The 15,544-nt window shown below is 58.5% G+C and carries 14 protein-coding genes; 9 read left to right on the top strand and 5 right to left on the bottom strand.

Annotated features, from left to right (window positions below; translation table 11 throughout):
* Positions 1-60: 60 nt before the first annotated feature.
* Both EII30_RS05665 and EII30_RS05660 read right to left on the bottom strand, forming a co-directional pair.
* Entirely contained in the window at positions 61-1,689 is a 1,629-nt protein-coding gene (locus tag EII30_RS05665) for an inorganic phosphate transporter (protein ID WP_124886366.1), read from the bottom strand.
* Positions 1,690-1,942: 253 nt separating this feature from the next.
* Complete coding sequence (locus EII30_RS05660) at positions 1,943-3,394, bottom strand: APC family permease (RefSeq protein WP_124886365.1); 1,452 nt, start codon at positions 3,392-3,394, stop codon at positions 1,943-1,945.
* Between the two features lie 230 nt (positions 3,395-3,624).
* Here EII30_RS05660 and EII30_RS05655 point away from each other — a divergent pair, with 230 nt between their 5' ends.
* Entirely contained in the window at positions 3,625-4,977 is a 1,353-nt protein-coding gene (locus EII30_RS05655; protein WP_158608671.1) for a DNA recombination protein RmuC, read from the top strand.
* Positions 4,978-5,100: 123 nt separating this feature from the next.
* Here the strand turns inward: EII30_RS05655 and glpX are convergent, their stop codons facing one another.
* Complete coding sequence (gene glpX / locus EII30_RS05650) at positions 5,101-6,087, bottom strand: class II fructose-bisphosphatase (RefSeq protein WP_124886363.1); 987 nt, start codon at positions 6,085-6,087, stop codon at positions 5,101-5,103.
* 163 nt (positions 6,088-6,250) lie between these two features.
* Here glpX and fbaA point away from each other — a divergent pair, with 163 nt between their 5' ends.
* Positions 6,251-7,282: a class II fructose-bisphosphate aldolase gene (gene fbaA, locus EII30_RS05645; protein WP_124886362.1), complete on the top strand. Its 1,032-nt coding sequence runs from the start codon at positions 6,251-6,253 to the stop codon at positions 7,280-7,282.
* Positions 7,283-7,284: 2 nt separating this feature from the next.
* On the top strand, positions 7,285-7,995 hold the full coding sequence (locus tag EII30_RS08985; protein WP_199731582.1) for a DUF6264 family protein: 711 nt from the start codon (positions 7,285-7,287) through the stop codon (positions 7,993-7,995).
* Between the two features lie 163 nt (positions 7,996-8,158).
* Here the strand turns inward: EII30_RS08985 and EII30_RS05635 are convergent, their stop codons facing one another.
* Together EII30_RS05635 and EII30_RS05630 are read right to left on the bottom strand one after the other, a co-directional pair.
* On the bottom strand, positions 8,159-8,884 hold the full coding sequence (locus tag EII30_RS05635; protein ID WP_124886361.1) for a type I 3-dehydroquinate dehydratase: 726 nt from the start codon (positions 8,882-8,884) through the stop codon (positions 8,159-8,161).
* Between the two features lie 23 nt (positions 8,885-8,907).
* Entirely contained in the window at positions 8,908-9,747 is an 840-nt protein-coding gene (locus tag EII30_RS05630; protein ID WP_370267001.1) for a GTP pyrophosphokinase family protein, read from the bottom strand.
* Positions 9,748-9,823: 76 nt separating this feature from the next.
* Between EII30_RS05630 and xseA the strand changes: the two genes are divergently transcribed.
* The 6 genes from xseA (at position 9,824) to EII30_RS05600 (ending at position 15,481) form a co-directional block, all read left to right on the top strand.
* Positions 9,824-11,029, top strand: a complete 1,206-nt coding sequence (gene xseA, locus EII30_RS05625) for an exodeoxyribonuclease VII large subunit (protein ID WP_124886360.1) — start codon at positions 9,824-9,826, stop codon at positions 11,027-11,029.
* Positions 11,030-11,047: 18 nt separating this feature from the next.
* Positions 11,048-11,284 (top strand): exodeoxyribonuclease VII small subunit, encoded by a 237-nt coding sequence (locus EII30_RS05620; RefSeq protein WP_124886359.1) that lies wholly within the window; start codon positions 11,048-11,050, stop codon positions 11,282-11,284.
* Between the two features lie 77 nt (positions 11,285-11,361).
* A complete protein-coding gene (locus tag EII30_RS05615) occupies positions 11,362-12,042 on the top strand; it encodes a DUF4245 family protein (protein WP_124886358.1) in 681 nt (226 codons plus the stop codon).
* Positions 12,043-12,093: 51 nt separating this feature from the next.
* The gene (locus EII30_RS05610) at positions 12,094-12,813 is read left to right on the top strand and encodes a carbonic anhydrase (protein WP_370266999.1); all 720 of its coding nucleotides are present in this window, start codon (positions 12,094-12,096) and stop codon (positions 12,811-12,813) included.
* An 81-nt stretch (positions 12,814-12,894) separates the two neighbouring features.
* Positions 12,895-14,298: a class II fumarate hydratase gene (locus EII30_RS05605; protein WP_124886357.1), complete on the top strand. Its 1,404-nt coding sequence runs from the start codon at positions 12,895-12,897 to the stop codon at positions 14,296-14,298.
* 175 nt (positions 14,299-14,473) lie between these two features.
* Positions 14,474-15,481 (top strand): BCCT family transporter, encoded by a 1,008-nt coding sequence (locus EII30_RS05600; protein ID WP_124886356.1) that lies wholly within the window; start codon positions 14,474-14,476, stop codon positions 15,479-15,481.
* Positions 15,482-15,544: the final 63 nt, after the last annotated feature.

Genomic DNA, 15,544 nt, shown 5'->3' with positions numbered 1-15,544 from the left:
GTTTATAGAACGAGTGTTTGAGTTTAACAGGATTGAGCCTGCGGGGGGGGGATCCGCTTGTTAGAAGATTGCCCTGATTGCAATAACCCCGAGCGCGCCGATAATTGCCGCAACCGGCAGGGTGATAACCCAGGCGAGACCGATTGGGCGCATCATCTTCCAGTTCGCTGCACGGTTTACCATGCCGACACCGAGCACCGCGCCGATCAGAATGTGGGTTGAGCTCACCGGCAGACCCAGCTGTGAGGCGAGCATCACGGTCATCGCCGCCGCGAGCTCCGCCGCGTAGCCAGAGCTCGGGTGCATCTTGGTGAGGCTTGTGCCAACGGTGCGGATCACGTTACGACCGATGAACCAGAGTCCAACAACCAGGGCAACACCGAAGGCGAACAGCACAACGCCAGGCACAACCGCAGCCTCAGAAACCTCACCGGTTTTCAGCACGTCGAGCACCGCAGCGAACGGGCCGATTGCGTTCGCAATATCGTTTGAGCCGTGTGAGAAGGCGAACGCCGCAGCAGTGAACACCTGCATCCACGAGAACAGAATGAAGGTTGCCCGTGACAGGTTCTTACCCTTCAGAGTGGACGCAAAAATCGACATCGCAAACCAGACCAGGGTGCCGATCATCAGCAGAATAAACACGGTCTGCACGGTTGTGAACTCCAGGTGGAGGTTCTTTAGTCCCTTCACCAGCAGCATACCGGTGATAATCATCGAACCGATCGCGGCGATCAGCGGCACCCAGACGGTTAGTGCCCGGTGAGCCTGCACCTCAGAAACACCTTTATCCAACTGCCGCAGCGCGTGGTCAAACTTCGCTTCAGCAGAGGGATCGTCTCCCATCGCGAGCGCAGCCCTCGCCTCCCGTGCGAGCGCGTTCGATTCCTCTTTCGGCAGTCGCGCGTTCGCATACGCAGATAGCTGAATGAGTCCGATCCGGTCAACATCCTCATCGGTTGCACCAGACTGGTCGATGAAATCCTGTTTCAGCTGCGACAGCCGGCGATCGGCTTTCTCATTGTAGAGCAGAATATGGCGCTTGATGAAGCCGAACAGGAAGTAGGCAATAATGCCGCCGAGCAGCGGTGAGAGAATCCAGCTGGCTGCGATCTGCCCGATCTGATCCCACTGCACCATCGCCAGCGGATCCCCGTTCCCACTGAGCAGTCCGACCGTTAGGGATGCTCCAACGATCGCACCGATAATAGAGTGTGTTGTTGAAACCGGCAGACCAAACTTGGTTGCGATCAGCAGCCAGATTGCAGCGCCGAATAGCGCGGCCATCATAATGTAGACGAAATCCATCGGGTTAACGGTGATGGCTTCCAGGTTGACGATGCCGCTGCGCACGGTCTCGGTGACATCACCGCCAGCAATAACCGCTCCGGCGACTTCAAAGACAGCGGCGATTAACAACGCCTGCTTCATAGTCAGTGTGCCCGCGCCAACCGAGGTGCCGAAGGAGTTTGCAACATCGTTACCGCCGATGTTAAACGCCATAAAAACACCGAGCAGAATAGCGGTTATCAACAGGAAACTGTGGTTGTCACCCGGAATGTATGCCTTCGCCCAGATCAAAAACCCGATCAACACGATGAGCATAATCGAACCGAAGCTTAAGTGCCACCAGCGGTCTTGCCCCAAGAATGTTGGTTTGCTCTGGGGTTGAATGCTATTTTCGGTCATTAGGGTAAAGATCCGATCTAAAATCAACTACGGGACATCGCAGGTTAGCAGCCGAAAGCGGTAGCCTAAGCAGCAAACCAAACAGCTTAATTTTATCGTAAATCTAGGCAGCCGGAATGCAAACTTTCTAGGGCGGTTCCCCAATAACAGTGTGGCCCCGGATCCGTTACGGATCGGGGCCACAGCCGCTTCGCGCTGGTGGACGGCTAGAACACCGGGTTTAGCTCACCCACGCCAGCGTTTAGCGTTTTGGTTAGCGTTTTGCGCGTCGCTTCTCGACGAGCTCAAGCAGCTCGTGTTCCGCGTTTGGACCAGGGCGCACACCGCCCGGGATCCGCAGCAGGAAGAAGATACCGAAGATCCACCACAGGCCGAAGATAATCCACGATTGGTAGCCGATTGAGGCTGGCAGACCCGGCAGGTAGAGAACGATCAGGAACGCGGTGATTAGCACACCTAGCAGACCGATTATCAGACCACCGGCCTCACCCTTACCACCGATGCGCAGCGGCCGATCCATTGCTGGCTCGCGCTTACGCAGCACAACGAAGGAGACGGTTACCAGCAGGTATGCGATAACGATCATCGGTGAGCCCGCGTCCACAATCCAGCCGAGCATGGTTGGGCCGAAGAACGGAGCCACGGTTGCGATAGCGCCGAGCAGCAGCAGAGCGTTGATCGGGGTGCCGTACTTCGGGTGCAGCTTGCCGATCCACTGTGGCAGCATACCGCCGCGCGACAGTGAGAAGAGGAGGCGGGAAGCACCCATCTGCAGGGAGTTCCAGGAGGTGATAATACCGGCAACACCGGCCGCAACCATGATCTGTGCCATAAACTCGGAGTTGAACATCTGTTTCATCGCCTCAGCGGCTGGCAGGCTTGACTGCAGCTCCTGGTTGCTGAGTGCGGCTGACACGGTCAGCACGATCATGATGTACCAGGCAGCAGCAATAATTACCGAGAGGAAGGTGATGCGACCGATCTTCTTCGGAGCAATGTTTGCCTCCTCAGCCGCCTGCGGGATGACGTCGAAACCAACGAACATGAACGGTACAATAACCAGAACACCGAAGAAGCCGTTGACACCGTCAACGAAGAACGGCTCCATGGTGCTAACGCTCGCACGGCCGAAGAACAGACCGGATACCTGCAGAGCACCGATGATGAACAGGAAGATAACGACAAACACCTGGATGCTGCCGGCAACCTTCACGCCAATAATGTTGATGATTGTGATCAGAATAGCCACCAGCGAACCGACGAGAACCCAGGTCAGGTAAACTTCGCCGCCGTGCTGATCACCGATTGTCCAGAGGTAGTTTGATTTCAGGTCAACCACGCGGTCGATAGCGCGAGGCAGCGCAACCGCCTCAAACGCCACAACGGTCGCGTATCCACCGGTAATCGCCCAGGAACCGATAAGCGAGGCTTTTGGTCCGAGCGCCCGGATGATGTAGTTGTGCTCACCTCCGGCGAGGGGCATTGCCGCAACAAGTTCGGCATAGACGAGAGCAACGATCGCCATCATAATACCGCCGACCAGGAAGGCTGATGCCGCTCCCAGTGAGCCCGCTCCGGTGATCCATCCGCCCACCAACACAACCCAGCCGAAGCCAACCATAGCTCCAACGCCGAGCGCGAGTGTTGTCCAGGTACCCAAATCCCGCTTTAGTTCGGACTTGCTCTCTTTAACGCTTTTGTTCATATATGTGTTAATCCTTTCGGTGCCGCTCTGCTACCGTTTTGCAACGTTTACAAAAGGCTCTCTCAATAGTATATGCCTGAATTTCTGCTGTAAAACCCCCCTTGCAGAATGTTCGACAAAGTTTTTATGATCCTGCAGAATGTGCGCATTTACCCATAAAACCCTGAGTATCCTTACGAAAGCAGCGGATTAGAAACAAAATGTCCCAAGCCTTTGCGAGACTGTTTGTTATGGATTCTCTAGTCACTATCATCATCGTGGTTATCGCACTTATCGCGGGGGCGGCGCTCGGCTGGTTCATCGCCAACCGTGCCTACCGGGCTGCACAAACCAGCGATCGCGAGGCACAGAGCAACGAGAAGGCGCTCGCTGATGTGCTGCACCAGCAGGAGCTAACAACCGCCCGTTCTGTCGCCCAGACCGAGCTGCAGCAGGCCACAGCTCCCCTGCAGCAGCAGATCGCGCAGCTGCAACAGGAGCTCGCCGCAAAACAGGTTGAGGCAGCGCAGCTCGCCAAACAGTTGGAGACACTGCGCAGCGATATGCAGCGACGCGAGACCGAGTCGAATGAGCAGGGGCGGATGCGAGAGCTACTAACCCCGGTTGCCGACAAACTAAACTCTCTCAGCTCAACCGTTGCCGAGCTCGAAACCCAGCGCGCTAAACAGCACGGCGAGATTATCAACCAGCTGCGACAGAGCACCGCCGCTGAGGCGAAGCTCCACGGCACAGCAGAAAAACTCGCCGCCGCCCTGTCGTCCAACACCGTGCGCGGCAGCTGGGGCGAGCAGAGCCTGCGCCGAATGCTCGAAAACAGCGGCCTCATCGCGAGGGTAGATTTCTACGAGCAGCTGCAGCTAAAAACCGATGGCGGATCACAGTACCCCGACGTCACCATTAAACTCCCGGAGGATAGGTTCATCGCCGTTGACGCAAAAGCGCCAATGCAGCAGCTGGTTAGCGCGTCAGACCCGAACATCAACGCGGAACAGCGCAAACAGTCACTGCAACAGCACGCTAAAGCGCTGCGCGGGCACATCGACAAACTGGCCGAGCGCGAGTACTTTAAGGCACTGCCAGACTCCCCCGAACTGGTTATCGCCTATGTGCCGAGCGACGGGATCCTCTATCAGGCGCTGGAGGTTATGCCAGACCTGCTGGAATACGGCTACAAGAAACAGGTTGCGCTCGTCTCACCCGTCGGGCTCTGGTCGGTTCTGCAGAGCATCGCACACACCTGGCGCAAGGTCGCTATCGCCGAGGATGCCCACAGCATCTACGAGCTCGGCCATCTGCTCTACCAGCGGCTCGGGGTGCTCGCCAAACACATTGATGATCACGGTAAGCACATCAACAAAACCGTCACCAGCTACAACGCGCTAATCGGTTCGCTTGACCGCAGCATTGTGCCGGTGACACGCAAACTCGCCGCCTATGAGGGATCCACCAGCATAAAAAGCGACAGCTTCGTCACCGGCTTTGTTGAGGCAGACGAGAGCACCCGCAAACCCACCGCGCGGGAGCTACAGCTAAAACCCGAAACCGACACGGCAGACGGTGACGCTGACGCGGCTAAGCAGTAGCAACCCCGCAGGCTCCGGCGGAGGCTCAAGCACTGAGGAGGCGCGGGCAAAAACAACCGGGGCGGAGTTTAACACCTGGTTAACCCCGCCCCGGCGGTAATGCTCAGCTCCGGTTAGCTCCGGTTACTCGCTCCAGCGATCCGGGCGCATCTCGGAAACAATGTGGCGAACGGTGCCGGAGTGGCCGCGCAGCACAATACTCTCGGTGCGCACAAACCCGCCACGGTACTGCACACCGTCGAGGAAGTCAGCGGCGGTGATACCGGTTGCAACAAAGTAGGTGTTGTCGCTTCGCACCAGCGAATCCTGGTCAAGCACCTCGTTAAGATCGTGACCGGCAGCGATAGCGCGCTCCCGCTCCTCATCATCCTTCGGCCAGAGGCGACCCTGGATTAAGCCACCGAGAGCCTTCACAGCACAGGCGGTGATAATCCCCTCCGGGGTGCCGCCGATACCAACACACATGTCAATCTTTGAATCGTGGCGTGCCGCGTTAACACCGCCCGCAACGTCGCCGTCCATCAGCAGTCGAGTGCCGGCACCTGCCTCACGGATCTCCCGAATCAGATCCGCGTGACGAGGACGATCCAGAACAGCGACACGGATCTCTGACACATCAACGCCCTTAGCCTTCGCGAGCGCGCGCACGTTCTCACCCATCGGCTTGCGAATATCAACAACGCCAACACCAACAGGGCCGCAGACGAGCTTATCCATGTAGAAAACCGCGGACGGATCAAACATGCTGCCGCGGTCAGAAACAGCGATAACCGAGAGCGCGCCAGGACGGCCGTCAGCGGTTAGACGGGTGCCGTCAATCGGATCCACCGCGACATCACACTCTGCACCGAGACCGTTACCGACAACCTCGCCGTTGTAGAGCCACGGCGCGTCATCCTTCTCACCCTCACCGATAACAACTGTTCCCTGCATGGAGACGGTTGAGAGGAAGCGGCGCATCGCGTCAACCGCGGCACCGTCAGCGGCGTTCTTGTCGCCGCGCCCAACAAAGTTAGCCGCCTTAATCGCCGCCGCCTCCGTAGCGCGCACAAGCTCCATACCGAGGTTGCGATCCGGCTGCCAATCATCAAGTTCAAGCTGTTCTGACATTAATGAAGTCCTCTCAAAACACAAAAGATCACCTCTAGCCTACTCGTTAAAGCCCGAAATCGCTCTCGCGAGCAGGAGTTTTGTCAGCAAAGATATAGCCAACGCCCATACAATTAGATACAACCTACCAATCGTTAAAAAGACTCACCACAAAGGAGTTGAAGTGCCAGTAGCAACACCAGAGCAGTATCGCAAGATGCTTGACACCGCAAAACAGAACGGTTTTGCCTTCCCCGCAGTAAACGTTTCAAGCTCTCAGACACTGCACGCCGTGCTGCAGGGTCTCACCGAGGCAGGTTCAGACGGTATCATCCAGGTCAGCCACGGCGGCGCCGAATACTTCTCTGGCCCGACCATTAAAGACCGTGTCACCGGTTCAATCGCCTTCGCCAAGTTTGCCGAGGAGGTTGCTAAGAACTACCCGATCACCGTTGCGCTGCACACCGACCACTGCCAGAAAGAGGCGCTTGACAGCTTCGTCTACCCGCTGATCGCGGCGAGCGCCGAGCGTGTTAAAGAGGGCGGTCTGCCCTACTTCCAGTCACACATGTGGGACGGATCCGCAATCCCACTCGCTGAGAACCTTGAGATCGCAAAGCAGCTGCTAAAGCAGACCTCTGACCTTGACATTATTCTCGAGGTTGAGATCGGTGTTGTTGGCGGCGAAGAGGACGGCGTCAGCCACGAGATCAACGACCAGCTCTACACAACCCTTGAGGACGCGGTTGAGACCGTTGAGGCGCTCGGCCTCGGCGAGAACGGCCGCTACCTGACCGCGCTAACCTTCGGCAACGTGCACGGCGTCTACAAGCCGGGCAATGTGCAGCTGCGCCCTGAACTGCTGAAAGAGATTCAGGACGGGCTCGCCGCCAAGTACGGCACCTCAAGCAGCAAACCCCTCGATCTGGTGTTCCACGGTGGATCCGGATCCACCCCAGAAGAGATCGCTGAGGCTGTGGCCAACGGCGTGATCAAGATGAACATCGACACCGATACCCAGTACGCTTTCACGCGAGCTGTTGCGCACGAGATGCTCACCGGTTACGCTGGCGTGCTGAAGGTGGACGGTGAAGTCGGCAACAAGAAACAGTATGACCCGCGCGCCTGGGGTAAAAAGGCCGAGGCCTCAATGGCGGCTCGTGTTGCTGAGGCGGCAGCCCAGCTTGGGTCAAAAGGAAACTCGATTAGCGCATAACGATGACAGAAAACAGACCACAATTCGGAGAAAAAGCACCAGAGGGCTGGCAGAATCCGCTGCAGAGCCAGCAGGTAAATCAGGAAGCAAACGCGGCTGGGCAGCCGGTTGGCAGCGATGCGGAAACAACTCCGCAGCAGCTAAACGGTGTGCCGCACAACCTGGGCGGCAGCGTGCAGCCTAACCAGCCGCAGCAGCCAGGCCAGTACGGCCAGGGGCAGCCAGGGCAGCCATACCCGGGACAGCCAGGCCAGGGCTACACCGGTGTGACCGGGCAGGAAGTGCCGGAGGAGCTGAGCGGCGGCAAGAAAGCTGACCGCATTGCCACCTTCGTCCTGCTCGGACTGGGATTCCTCGGAACCGCTTTCTACATGCTGGCACTGTTTGGTATGCCAGCCGCCCTTGACCAGCTTGCTTATGTAACAGGGCTGCCAACCTCGGGAAGCGCTGCCCTGCCGTCGGTGATTATCGCCGCCATCGTCGTGCTCGCAATCTATGTGCTGACGATTGTGTTCTCGTTGCTGCTGCTGCGCAAGAAGAAGATCAGCTTCTGGGTGCCGCTGGTCGGCGCTGCGCTCTCTTCGATTGTGTTTTCAATCATGGTGACCGTAGCAACCCTGCAGGTTATTCCGCTTGAGATGCTCAGCGACCCAGCTTTTATGCTGAAGCTTGAGGAGTGGCTGGAATACACCGAGGGTGGTTACTACTACTAGGTTCCGCTAAACACAGCTAAACCCTAAAACCGGGGTGTCATGGGCTTTAAGCCCGGGCGCCCCGGTTTTTGTCTGCACGATCCACGCGCGGGGCGAGCGAACCGGCCAGCAACCAGCCAGCAGACCGCCAAAACAGCCGCCTTAACCAGCGCGATCCACGCGACTAGAGCTTGCGGCGGTACTCAATCTCGGCGACCGAGCACTGCCCCGGCGCCGATGCCTCGGTTAGCACCGCGAAGGTTGCGGCGCAGTCAAACGCCTCGGGCTGCAGCCGCACAACCCTGCCGGTCTCACCCATCGGGATCCCAATCACCGGGATATCCAGCTCGTATGCGGCGCGCATAACCTCCCCCGCAATTGCTTTCACATCCGCGTAGAGCCGCGGGGTGACAGCGATTTTTGCGACGTCCGCGCCGAGCTCGTACATGCGCCGGAACTTCTCCCGCAGCGCCGCCCGCGACGGAGTCCCAGACCAGTCATGCGCCGAGAGCACAATCTTTGCCCCGCTCGCTCTGAGAATGTGCAGCAGCCTGCCGCGCACGGCCCAAAGCTCAACATCGACGGCGGCAACGCCGAGATCCGCCAGCGAAATAATCAGCCGCTCATACTCGATAATGTTGCTGGCATCGTAGCTGCCCCCCTCACGGTTGGTGCGGACGGTCGCGAGAATCGGGAGCCCCGCGCTGCTGAGCGTCTGCGCGATCCCCGCCAGGTTGGCATCACGCCCGAGCAGTTTCGCGGCGGCGACTGCGGCATCCACCCGCCACTCGATAACGTCAACAGACCCGGCGTAGGCTTTTGCTTTGGTGACAAACACGAGCGCCTCAGACGGATTGCGCACCATCGCGGGCACAACAACAGCAGCGTGTCTGCCCGCTAACGCATCCATAAAGGGTTTTCTTGTCAACAAATCTACGCCTCTGACTCTGATTTCACAGCGGGGATCGCTCCCGTCCGTAAAGCACGCTCCTCGCGGTATCTTTCCAGCGCCTGCATGGCATCGCTTGAGCGGCGGATCTTGGTGCCCCTGTCCGCTCCTCTGATGGCGAGGTGTAACCACTCCATTCTATTATCAAGATCGCCCGCCGACTCAGCCGCGTCACGCAATCCGGCGAGCAGCGATTCTGGCACCTCGCGGTCGTATTTGTAGTAGATTTTGTGCTCCAGGCTCGCCCAAAAATCCATTGCAATCGTGCGGATCTGCACCTCAACCGTTGTCATGTGGTTGCCGTCTGAGAGATAGACGGGGATTTCCAGCAGCACGTGTAGGCTGCGATACCCTGTGCTCTTCGGATTTGCGATGTAGTCTTTCACCTGCACAACCGTAATATCGTCGTGCTGCATCAACAGTTCAAGCACGTGATAGACATCGGTGATGAAACTGCAAACAACCCGCACACCAGCGATATCGGTTATTTCTCGGCGGATCTCGTCAGGATCACCGCTGATACCACGTCGCTGAATCTTCTCAATCAGGCTCTCGGGTGATTTCAGCCGTGAGGAAATATGCTCGATCGGGTTGTAGAGGTCAAGCTCGGCAAACTCCTCCTTAAAGATGTTGAGTTTGGTTGTTACCTCGTCGATCGCAAAACGGTACGGCAGCATAAACTTTGTGATCTGGGCGCGCAGCTCTCGCAGCTGCTCTTGAAACGGCTCATCGTGCTGCTGCGCAGTTGCGAACCGCTCAATTACGTCGCTGAACCTGACACCAACTTCGGTGTGGTTCTGGTGCTTTGTTTCAGGATCTGTCACAGAATCAAAGATTACAGTGTGTTACTGAGTTAAACCACAAGATAGGCTAGATGTTGGAAACTATTTTGGAGGCGCTATGACACCACAGCCAGCGGTCGCTGCCGGCCCGACCCGTGACAATCCGTTCTCGGTTGAGCACATCAACACGCAGCTCAGCGCCTACATTAGCCAGCTACCGCCGATCTGGTTTGAGGGCGAGATCACCAAGTGGAATCTGCGGCGCGGCCACGTGTTTGCGACCGTAAAAGACCTGAAGGCCGCCGCAACAACCTCGATTGTTATCTGGAACGCGGCAAACCTGAGCTTCGCGGCCGGCGACCACGTGGTTATGTACGCGCAGGCTAACTTTTGGAAGAGCCGCGGCGACTTCAACTTTGTTGTTCACGAGATCCACCGCGCGGGCGTTGGTGACCTGCTCGCCCAGCTTGAGGCGCTAAAACAGCAGCTCAACTCGGAGGGTTTGTTTGCGGCGGATCGCAAACAGGCACTGCCGTTCCTCCCCGGCTGTATCGGGCTGATCACCGGCGCGAACTCGGACGCGGAAAAAGACGTGCTACAGAACGCCAGACTGCGCTGGCCGGACGTTAACTTCCGGGTGATTAACACCGCTGTGCAGGGGCCGCAAACGGTTCCCGAGGTGCTTGCGGCGCTCGCCGAACTCGACAGCGATCCCGCGGTGGACGTGATTATTATTGCCCGCGGTGGCGGCGACTTTAACCATCTGCTGCCGTTCAGTGACGAGTCGCTGGTGCGCGCGGTCGCTGCCGCAAAAACACCGGTTGTTAGCGCGATCGGCCACGAGGCAGATAACCCGCTGCTCGACTATGTTGCTGACCTGCGTGCGTCCACCCCAACAGACGCGGCAAAACGGGTTGTGCCGGATGTTGCCGAGCAGCTTTTGCTTGTCAGCGATGCGAGGGGGCGGATCCACCGCCGCATCACCGGGATGCTCGACACCGAGACGAGGATTCTGCAGCAGCTGCGGCAGAGGCCCGTGCTCAGTAACCCGCAAAGCTTCATCGACGCCGCAACCAACGACCTTAATCTGCTGGCGGATCGCTGCTTTAACGCGGCCGAGCGAACCGTTGAGCAGCACCACGCGGCCCTGCAGCACACACACGGCCGGCTGCTCGCGCTGTCTCCGCTGGCGACTCTGCAGCGCGGTTACAGCGTTGTGCAGCGGACAGACGGCGCCGTTGTAACAGCCGCCGAGAGCGTAAAAACCGGCGATCAGCTGTTGATTACAACTGCCGCAGGAAAGCTATCAGCAACAACCAACTAGCCACGGTAGGATAAAACTATGACTCAGCCAAATAACAGCGATATTGCAGACCTCAGCTATGAGCAGGCTCGTGACGAGCTTGCCGCGGTCGTCAGCCAGCTTGAACAGGGCGGTGTTGCGCTTGAGGAGTCCCTGGCGCTGTGGGAGCGCGGCGAGGCCCTCGCGAACCGCTGTGAGGAGTGGCTGCTGGGAGCAAAGCAGCGTCTCACCGCCGCCCGCGAGGCAGCAACCGCAGGCCAGTCAGAGCAGGCGTAGCCGGAAAACGCGGCAGGTCGAATAACGACGGCAAATAGCAGCAGGCAATCAACAGCAGCAGGTGACAGACAGGTTCTATGGCTAAGCAGAAGAAACCAGTGGTAGTTGCTGAGCTCGGCAGGCCAGAAACCCCGGCCGAAACCGCGGCCAGGAAGGCGCGAGACAGCAAACTCTACCGCTCCCGCAAAACCCTCAACAATCTCGTACTGTCGCTGCTGGTTAGCCTCGGGCTGGTCGCGGTTGTTTTCCTGATGGTGCCGCGCGGCACCGGCGACTATCTGGAGCGCAATGTTGATGTTGCGCAGCTTGCCAAGGCGAGCACAGACACCGCCGGGATTCCGCTCGCCTCTCCGCAGCTGCCGAAGGGTTGGCTTGCGAAACAGGCCGAGATGCGCTTCTCACAGGACGAGCAGGTCACCTACTGGTACATCGGGTACACAACCCCGAGCGAGAACTATGCGGCGGTGATGCAGGGATCCGTCACCGAGATGGACGCTACCGGGCAGGTTACCAAACCCGCCGGGGTTGCCTGGCTGAAGAAACAGCTGGAGGGCAAAAAAGCTACCGGTGAGATAGAGTTTGCGGGCAGGCAGTGGCAGGTTTATGACCACCAGAAAGACAACCCTGACAGCTCCAATGTGTTGCTCGCCTACGTCACCTACTATGAGCAATTCACGCTCGTGATAAGCGGCACCGCGACAGAGGAGGAGCTGCAGGAACTTGCAACCCAAACCGTTAACAGCATCCCAAACCAATAAAGATTGCCGGTTTGCTTAGCAGACAGTGTGCAGAGAGCATAGACTAGAAGCGTGAAGCAGATTGTTATGACACCGCCGCGAGTCACACCCCAGCAGGCCTGGGATGAGATGGCGCTCGGCAATGCGCGGTTTGTCAGCGGTGGGCAGCAGCATCCACACCAGGATGCGCAGCGTCGCGGTCAGCTGAGTGACGGCCAAAACCCCGACACCGCACTGTTTGGCTGTTCCGACTCTCGCCTCGCCGCAGAGATTATTTTTGATCGCGGACTGGGTGACCTGTTTGTGATCCGCAACATGGGTCACATTGTCGCAGAGTCGATTGTTGCCTCGCTCGAGTTCGCGGTTGCGGAGCTCGGCTGCGCGCTGATTATTGTGCTCGCCCACGACAGCTGCGGCGCTGTAAAAGCGGCGATCAACCTGTCAACCGACTCCCCCGCCGCAATGCCTCCCGCGGTTGAGCAGACACTGCAGCCGGTGTTGCCCGCGGTGCAGCAGGTGTGGCTCGCAGAGAACTCCGATACCCCCTATGTGGATCCCGCCAAAATCGACCCCGATCGTGCAGGCAGGCGGCATCTGCAACTGACCGTCAACACCCTGCTGCACAGCTCGGTGATTCTAAAAGACGCGGTCGCAGCCGGAAAGCTCGGCATTGTCGGGCTGCAGTATGCGCTCGATGACGGGGTTGTGCACCCGATTTGCGCGGTGGGTCCGTTAAACATCGACGATCTCGGGGCCCGCAACAAACAGGATTCGCCGCGGGAAACTACCTAAACCACCAGCAAGCTGTAACCCGCAAGAAACAGTTTTCTAAACCAACCACCCTAACCAACTCCAAACAAGAAAAGGATCAAAGTGAGCGAAATCGAGTACCGTATCGAACACGACACCATGGGAGAGGTGCGCGTCCCCAAGCACGCCCTCTACGCTGCGCAGACTCAGCGCGCCGTTGAGAACTTCCCAATCTCAGGCAGCGGGCTTGAACCAGCACAGATTGTGGCGCTTGCTCGAATTAAGCGCGCGGCTGCGCTGGCGAACAAAGATCTGGGCATCCTCGAGGCCCCGATTGCTGACGCGATCGTTGCCGCAGCGGACGAGGTTATCGGCGGTGACCACCACGACCAGTTCCCGGTAGACACCTACCAGACCGGATCCGGCACCTCATCAAACATGAATATGAACGAGGTGCTCGCAAACCTTGCTACCAAGCACCTCGGCTCAGCTGTGCACCCGAACGACCACGTTAACGCGTCACAGTCATCAAACGATGTGTTCCCAACCTCTGTTCACATCGCCGTCACCGGCGCGCTGCTTGAGCAGCTGATCCCGGCGCTCGACTACCTCGCCGCCGCCCTTGAGGAGAAGGCAGAGAAGTGGCAGACCGCTGTAAAACCGGGCCGCACCCACCTGATGGACGCAACCCCGGTAACCCTCGGTCAAGAGTTCAGTGGCTACGCAGCACAGATTCGCTACGGCATTGAGCGGATCGAGGCAGCTCTGCCGCGCGTTGCTGAGGTGCCGCAGGGTGGCACCGCCGTCGGCACCGGCATCAACACCCCGATCGGTTTCCCCGAGAAGGTTATCGCCGAGATTGCTGCCTCCTCCGGTTTGCCAATCACCGAGGCTCGCAACCACTTTGAGGCGCAAGCTAACCGTGACGGACTCGTTGAGGCGTCAGGTGCGCTGCGCACCATCGCGGTCTCACTGACCAAGATCAACAACGACCTGCGCTGGATGGGATCCGGCCCAAACACCGGCCTTGGTGAGCTGTTCATCCCAGACCTGCAGCCTGGTTCATCGATTATGCCAGGCAAGGTAAACCCGGTTGTTCCAGAGGCCGTGCTGATGGTTGCTGCGCGCGTAATCGGCAACGACGCAACTATCGCCTGGGCTGGTGCGTCAGGCGCGTTCGAGCTGAACGTGCAGATCCCGGTAATGGGAACCGCGCTGCTTGAGTCGATCCGCCTGCTCGCAAACGCAAGCCGTGTGCTGGCAGACAAAACCGTTAAGGGTCTTGAGGCCAACCTGGATCGCGCAGCTGCGCTCGCCGGTATGAGCCCCTCAACTGTGACTCCGCTTAACCGCCTGATCGGCTACGAGGCAGCGGCGAAAATCGCTAAGCACTCCGTTGCCAAGGGAATCACCGTGCGCGAGGCTGTGATTGACCTCGGCTATGTTGAGCGCGGCGAGGTGAGCGAGGCTGACCTCGACAAGGCTCTCGACCTCTTGTCAATGACCCACCCGGGAGTTGCTAAGTAGCATCCGCTACATAACACGCTAGAGCGGTGTGAATCACAGGGGTTACTCCCCGGGTTCACACCGCTTTTTGCTGATTGCGGCGGCGGATAACAGGGTGCAGCTCTAGCCGGATCCGCCCGCGAAAAAAGCGCCGATCACAGCTGCGGGTCAGGGCTTGCTGCTAGCATCGGTGGTTATGCCTATTGCAAACCACGACAAGAACTCAGGCGGCAAGAACATAAGGGCTGCGGCGGTTAGACGTGCGCTGCAGCGGCTACAGCGGCGAGCGGATCCACCCGCGAAGGCCGCGCAGCAGGAGGCAGTGCAGCAGGAGGCGGCCCAGCAGGATGCAGCGGCTATTAGGCGGCATCGGGCTAAACAGTTTCTTGCCGAGGTTAACTACCCGCACAATATTCACCCGGCGCTGGTTCCGGGCGTTTCGATTGAGGATCAGCGGGTGCGTTACGGCGTCGATAAGGCGATCCTCGGTGTTGTTGGCCTGCTGATTATCGGCTTTATTGTCTGGGGTATGCTGCAGCCTGACGCGGTGCTCGACATCTCCAGCACCGCGCTTGACTGGGTTATGGTTAACCTCGGGTGGATTTTCACCCTGCTCGCTGCGGCCCTCACCGTGGTGCTGCTGTGGCTCGCGTTCTCACGCTACGGCCGCATCAAACTGGGCTTGGATGACGAAAAACCCGCCTTCTCAACCGCGTCGTGGGTTGCGATGCTGTTTGCAGGCGGCATCGGTATCGGGATTATTTTCTTTGGCGCCTACGAGCCGCTCAGTTTCTATTTGAGTCCCCGACCCGACACGGTGGATCCGGCATCCACCGCCGCGGTCGGTCACGCTCTCAGCCAGGCGGCGCTGCACTGGGGTATTAACGCCTGGGCGTTTTACGCAATCGTCGGGCTCGCGGTTGGATATGTCTCCTACCGTCGCGGTCGGGTGCCGTTGATGAGTTCGATTCTGGCACCGCTGTTTAAAACCACGCAGCGCAGTTTCAGTTCGCGTGTGATCGACGGCATGGCGATTGTTGCGACGCTGTTCGGAACTGCGGCGTCGCTCGGGATTGGTGCGCTGCAGATTTCGCGCGGGGTTGAGATTGTTACCGGCTGGTCAAAAACCGGTAACACCGTCGCGATTGTGATTATCTGTCTGCTGACCATCGCAACCATTGGGACTGTCTCATTAAGTGTGTAACTAGCATCCCTGTTACCTCTAGTTTTTCTTTGCTTCCGGCCACCGGTCAGCAAACGTGATAGC

It is taken from the genome of Leucobacter sp. OH1287, assembly GCF_003859945.1.
In the GTDB taxonomy this organism is placed as follows: domain Bacteria; phylum Actinomycetota; class Actinomycetes; order Actinomycetales; family Microbacteriaceae; genus Canibacter.
Note: the sequence above shows the minus strand (reverse complement) of the source record. Positions and strands in the feature narration are given on the sequence as shown.

What these genes read in the sequence shown, in the direction of transcription:
- EII30_RS05665 (WP_124886366.1), bottom strand. Translation starts at nt 1,689, where the DNA reads ATGACCGAAAATAGCATTCAACCCCAGAGCAAACCAACATTCTTGGGG.
- EII30_RS05660 (WP_124886365.1), bottom strand. Translation starts at nt 3,394, where the DNA reads ATGAACAAAAGCGTTAAAGAGAGCAAGTCCGAACTAAAGCGGGATTTG.
- EII30_RS05655 (WP_158608671.1), top strand. Translation starts at nt 3,625, where the DNA reads ATGGATTCTCTAGTCACTATCATCATCGTGGTTATCGCACTTATCGCG.
- glpX (WP_124886363.1), bottom strand. Translation starts at nt 6,087, where the DNA reads ATGTCAGAACAGCTTGAACTTGATGATTGGCAGCCGGATCGCAACCTC.
- EII30_RS08985 (WP_199731582.1), top strand. Translation starts at nt 7,285, where the DNA reads ATGACAGAAAACAGACCACAATTCGGAGAAAAAGCACCAGAGGGCTGG.
- EII30_RS05635 (WP_124886361.1), bottom strand. Translation starts at nt 8,884, where the DNA reads ATGGATGCGTTAGCGGGCAGACACGCTGCTGTTGTTGTGCCCGCGATG.
- xseA (WP_124886360.1), top strand. Translation starts at nt 9,824, where the DNA reads ATGACACCACAGCCAGCGGTCGCTGCCGGCCCGACCCGTGACAATCCG.
- EII30_RS05620 (WP_124886359.1), top strand. Translation starts at nt 11,048, where the DNA reads ATGACTCAGCCAAATAACAGCGATATTGCAGACCTCAGCTATGAGCAG.
- EII30_RS05615 (WP_124886358.1), top strand. Translation starts at nt 11,362, where the DNA reads ATGGCTAAGCAGAAGAAACCAGTGGTAGTTGCTGAGCTCGGCAGGCCA.
- EII30_RS05600 (WP_124886356.1), top strand. Translation starts at nt 14,474, where the DNA reads ATGCCTATTGCAAACCACGACAAGAACTCAGGCGGCAAGAACATAAGG.